Here is a 5,409-nt window from a genome sequence, read left to right as displayed (position 1 = left end):
GGAGCTTTGTTCTTCGTTGGTTCAGGATCAACGGCATAAGATCCCGATCTAGATCCCGTATGAGAGTACTACGGGATTACATGGGATGACAGTATTGTAGTTAAGAAATATCTTTCGCGCTCTCAGTAGGCGCAGCGATTGTTGTTCAAGCGAGTACATATGCTAGAATTCTGTTGTTGGTTTTCTTTCATTTCTTCCTCTGGGGAATCTGCTTAGATGCGGGAGCCGGTCCTTTTTGCAGGCGATCGCTGGCTACTTATCTTTGTGGGATCCCAGGGGGTAACGTATGTCATTGAGTGCATTTCTTTCTGTAATCGTTCTTCTTGCGATTGGTTTCGTCGTTCTGTATGTCTTGAGTATCTATTTTAAGTACAGGAAGTCTTCGTATAAAGATGCGAGCGACAACTCCTTTCTGCAGATTCTTTTCAATAAGGGGAACTACGGTGAGTTTCTTATCTTTTCGGGGCTTGAGAAACTCGAAAGGTATCATCGGCTTATGACAAATATCTATCTCTCAAAGGCGGACGGATTGACTACGGAGATAGATGTCTTGATGATAGCCGAAACTGGAATATATGTATTTGAATCAAAGAACTACAGCGGCTGGATCTTCGGCGACGAGAAGGGAAAGAACTGGACTCAAGTTCTAGAGAACAAGCAGAAGAATCACTTCTACAATCCCGTCTGGCAGAACAATGGCCACATAACGGCCCTGAAATATGCTACCGGACTTCATAATCCAGAGCTATACAAGTCGTATATAGTTTTCAGTGAGCGTTGCACCCTGAAGAGAGTTAATGTCAATTCGCCAAATGTATTTGTTATGAAGAGAGACAGTCTATTGAGAAACGTGAAGCTTGACATGATGAGTTCTCCGAATGTATTTAATCCCGAACAAGTCGATAGGATCTACGTGAAGCTAATGGGGTTCACTCATGCCGACAGCTTTACAAAGAGCGCTCATATTGAAAATGTGAGGTCGAAGATATCGTGAGTTCTACAGCCGCTTTTCACCTCCGGTTTGCAAGGGCTTTTCTGATAGTGTTTATTCTATTGCTTGGGACCTTTGCGCTCGCTCTCACGCCGATTGTTCTTGACATCTCGGGAGACGAAGTCTTTTACGCAAGGGAGTTCATCGATCTAAGCGCTTCCTTTACAGAAATGGAAGAAGGACAAGTAGAGAGGATAGATGACGCCGCTCATATGGATGTTGCGATAGGGAAGTTCTATCCCAGGCTGAGACTTATTGGAGTGAGGCTTCCAAGAGAAGGAGTGCCCTTCATTCCTTATTTGGAGAGAGCCACCACACTAATGAGAAATGCACTTCTAGATAGCGATGTCTTTCTATCATTCGATGCTCTCAGATACGATTCTGATTCTAATTATCTATGCTATTTGTGGTTCCCTTACGAGCATGAAGGTACAGAGGTCTTGATATCTGCAAATCTTTTGCTGGTTATGAATGGTCTCTGTGATTATGTTCCTGAAACTAACGTCAAAGGAAAGCTTTATGAATACATGGAAGAGGCAAAGCACTACGCGAAGAGCAACCAGACTGGAATTTGGAGCGAGGATGAGAACCCTGAAACCTCTCTTGAAGCAAGCGTCATCTCAAATGAGAAGAAGACTTCCAACAGAACACTTTCGATTACAGTTACAGGAGACTTTGATACAGCTTACAACGGTTATGTGGAGATTGAAAGGTCTTACCCAAACACGAAGATCAGACAGGAGATCAGGGGAGTAGTTCCACATGTTCACGTTATTGAGCTGGATGAAACTTGGGATAAGACATGTTTCAATCTGACAGTTAGAATCTCTACAAAGAGCAAGGGAAAGAATATGACTGTGACTGCGCGAATTAACAACAAGCTGCTTGCATCAAGTTCAACTGGTCCTTACTCACCGGACCGGGTCCTTTTGTTTCTTCTCTCTGCGCAGTATTCACTTGATTGATGGGCTCTCTTGTTATTATTCCCCCAAAACCACCAATGTGTATAGACAGAGTTTTTGGCTCGTCTGGAGATTCAGTATGTTCGCTTGCAAAAGAGGCCATGTGCAGGTAGTTAACGAAAGAAAATCACTATTACCATTATCTCAGAGAGATAGTCAATAGTTAATGAGTAACTTGTATAACATTGCCAATCAACTGAATTTTGTTTTATGTTGATAAAGTAGTAAAATGAAAGCATTATTAGTTTCTCTGATCCTAATCGTAAAACTCTTCGGGGGAAATGCTTCAAAGCATTATCCAGTAATGCTTCTGCAAGGCAGAAAAACAGATCTGAGTGGAACACCAGATGGGAGTGTGAAGATCAAATGAGATTCATTATCAGATCATCACTTGCAAGAAGTGAAGCGTTGAAACTGGCAGGATTACTTTACAAGTACCAGTATTCAATGACTGAAGGCAATTCATTGATTCGAGGGTGGAGTGACGTGGAGATGCTTACGAAGCTTCACGAAGAATACTTGCCAGATTGGCCTCCAGAGAGACTAATCTGGCAAGCTCAGAAGTACTTTGAAGTTTTAAAGCTCCCTTTTCTAAACAAGATTGATGTAAAAGTAAGAATAGATGGACATGGGATGCTTTCATTTGTGGATCCTCAGAGTGGTATACCAATTTCATCCTCAGCTGGTGGTATGGATCTGGCTATTAACGATTGCTGGGCGAAATCTGGTAGATCTTTCCGTCAATTTCTGGAGGCAGTTATTGATTTCAATTTTGACGCTTTCCTAGACTGCCTGACTAGTGGTATTGCCTCGATTGAATCTTTCTTGAACACAAAAGCTTACTTAAAGAATGAACAACGCAAGCAGTTGAATGCAGAGGATGTGATAATAAAATCTGAAATCAGAGAAACGGCAATTGGTGAAAAAAATACTAAACTGGCCAGAAAAGCTTACGGGTAAACCGGGAAGAATTACTGAGGGAAGCCGTGATTTTGCCTATTGGAAAAGACTGAAGAATTTACGCAACAACATGGCGATTCATCAGAAAGGACCGAGAGTCATATCTTCATCCGAAGAATTCACCGATTATGTTAATGGTTACAGATTCGAAATTGCAGATCTTCTTGTGGAGCTTCACAAGGGCTTTGATGATTCAATTCATCCGTTACTGATCTGGGCGTCTTTCTTTCCACCAGTAGAGCCAGCAAACGATTAAGTGCTTTTGTGGATCACGCAAACAGAATCCGAGGTTTTTAAGTTGACAGAATTAACGACTGATAGCGTTTTATGAAACTCAAAAGGAGGCGAGTTTTTTATGGAGACTGTGGAATACGATTCAAGCCATGATTCAGATAAGCTAATTGCGATTGGTGTATATCAGGGAGATGCCTTTTTCCTTAAGAAGCAAAGCTTCAGAATTCAGGTTGATGGAGGCGGCAGGAAAAATTTCCATCAAATCTTCAAAAAAGCAACGGGTGAGAAGAGTGTAGATTACCTGATTTGTACACATAATGATTCCGATCATTCGAAAGGCATTCTGAGTTTCTTGAGAAGCGATCTTCACTGTAAAGAAGTCTGGCTACCAGCAATTTGGCTACTGAAACTGGAAGATTTGCTAAGCAACCCTTGTTCATTTCTTTCACAACTTTCTGAAGAAATAAACGAATTTTGCAGGGAAGAGTATTCAAAATCCTGGCGCATTAGTCTTAGTGGTTTTCTTTCAGAATTCTATCTAGAAAACAGGGACAAGATACTTAGAAAACTACGTGAGGGAGATCCAGATAAAGACACAAGATCAGGAGTGAATGATGCTGCTTCTCGAAAAGATGAAACCGAACTCATGGGATTTGTTTCAAACTTGGTAACTACTGAGAGAGTCAATGAATACTTTAATCAATCCAACTCATTACGAGTAGAGATATCCAAAATCAGAGATGAACTTGAACCAAAAAAAAGCAGCAATGAAGTGTTTTCAATATATGTGGGATCTAGACCATACATTGAATTCACTAGAAAGTCGTTTCTCCTTCTAAAAAAAAGCGTCACGCCAATAAATAATCTAGTGGAGATAGTTAAGGCCGCCTCATCCAAACAAGGAATTGATAGAATTCGTTTCTTTCTTTATGATGAAAAAATGGTTTTCGGGGGGCACGTTGGAATTCTTGAGCCGCTAAACTCATATGAGACTTCTAATGTCAATAGAATAAGCCAAATTGGAAACACGTTGTCTGCTCTTGAGTTTCTTGCTCTGACCGTAGTAAATGAGCAAAGCCTGGTTTTCAGATCTCCATCCTCATCAAGTTCTAAAGAAGTAATCTTCTTTGCTGATTCGGACTTCAATATAGAAAATCGTATTTTCTGGGAAGACGGTATGATAGCAACCACCCCGCACCATGGATCTAAGTCAAATCGTGGTCCCTATGATCTATGGAGCAAGGAAGGAAGAAAAAGGGTGATTTGGTTGAGAACATACCACCATTCAACAGAGAACAATTCTCACGCTTTTCTACAGTGTTGCGGTCAGGAAGTCCATTGCACAAAACGTCACAAAGGCGAGAAAGCTAGGAACATAATTTTCGTTGCTGAGAATGGAAGTTGGAAGTAAAAAATAGAATAGGGACATACTCCCTTTTTGAGAACAAGAGCAGTTCTTCCTTCATAAGAGCTTGCAGAGAGCCATCCTTCGACCTTCGTCCAGGAGCGTGGACCCGTCATTGAAAGAGCGGAAGAAGAGCAGTTCTTCGTTCCGACGCTTCGCGTCCAAGCAGGCTTTCCGTCAACGGTCCGCCGTTCTCCGACAAGAGCATATTTACCCCGCAAGGATATTGGAGATAGGTCTTTTCGGAACAGACTACTTTATTTACATTGCGTAATATAGTTCTTCATTCAGGAGAGCAATGCAATGAGAGATGAAGACAAAAGTGATACAAGAAGAGGTATCTCTTAAAATAGAATAGGGACAGACTCCATTTTCTCAAGAGCGAAAGAGCGGTTCCGGCGCGCTGCGCCCAAGTTCCTCGTTCCAGAGCTAGGAGCTTTGTTCTTCGTTGGTTGTTGGTTCAGGATCAACGGCATAAGACCCCGATCTAGATCCCGCATGAGAGTACTACGGGATTACATGGGATGACAGTATAGTAGCGAAAAACGGGGACAGACGTCAGGATCCCGTCAGTCCCCATTTTCGCTCGGAAACGTTGAGAAAAATAGGAAAGTTGGAAAAATAGGGGAACAGAAAAATAGGGACAGACTCCATTTTTAGGAACAAGAGCAGTTCTTCCTTCATAAGAGCGGGCAGAGCGTAAAAATAGGGACAGACTCCATTTTTAGAACAAGAGCAGTTCTTCGTTCCGACGCTTCGCGACTAGGTTCTTCGTTGGTTTAGGATCGAGGGCGTAGAGCGGGAGCAAGATCCATTACTTAAAGAACGGTGTCCCGTATAGAATTACTTCGGGCTGA

The 5,409-nt window shown here is 42.1% G+C and carries 5 protein-coding genes; all 5 read left to right on the top strand.

The genetic code is table 11. From position 1 onward, the window contains the following. Positions 1 to 286: 286 nt before the first annotated feature. The 5 genes from B3K91_RS04510 (at position 287) to B3K91_RS04490 (ending at position 4,558) form a co-directional block, all read left to right on the top strand. The gene (locus B3K91_RS04510) at positions 287 to 994 is read left to right on the top strand and encodes a nuclease-related domain-containing protein (RefSeq protein ID WP_292594101.1); all 708 of its coding nucleotides are present in this window, start codon (positions 287 to 289) and stop codon (positions 992 to 994) included. Then, on the top strand, positions 991 to 1,956 hold the full coding sequence (locus B3K91_RS04505) for a thermonuclease family protein (protein WP_292594099.1): 966 nt from the start codon (positions 991 to 993) through the stop codon (positions 1,954 to 1,956). Before B3K91_RS04510 ends, B3K91_RS04505 begins: the two co-directional genes overlap by 4 nt. Positions 1,957 to 2,319: 363 nt before the next feature. Continuing rightward, positions 2,320 to 2,913 carry a hypothetical protein gene (locus tag B3K91_RS04500; protein WP_292594097.1) on the top strand — a complete coding sequence of 198 codons (594 nt, stop codon included), beginning with the start codon at positions 2,320 to 2,322 and terminating at the stop codon, positions 2,911 to 2,913. After that, positions 2,873 to 3,169: a hypothetical protein gene (locus tag B3K91_RS04495; protein ID WP_292594095.1), complete on the top strand. Its 297-nt coding sequence runs from the start codon at positions 2,873 to 2,875 to the stop codon at positions 3,167 to 3,169. Before B3K91_RS04500 ends, B3K91_RS04495 begins: the two co-directional genes overlap by 41 nt. Before the next feature lie 330 nt (positions 3,170 to 3,499). Then, a complete protein-coding gene (locus B3K91_RS04490) occupies positions 3,500 to 4,558 on the top strand; it encodes a hypothetical protein (RefSeq protein WP_292594093.1) in 1,059 nt (352 codons plus the stop codon). The last annotated feature ends 851 nt before the right edge of the window (positions 4,559 to 5,409 follow it).

This window comes from Mesotoga sp. UBA5847 (genome assembly GCF_002432735.1).
Taxonomy (GTDB): Bacteria; Thermotogota; Thermotogae; order Petrotogales; family Kosmotogaceae; genus Mesotoga.
This window is presented reverse-complemented; position numbering and strand designations above follow the sequence as displayed.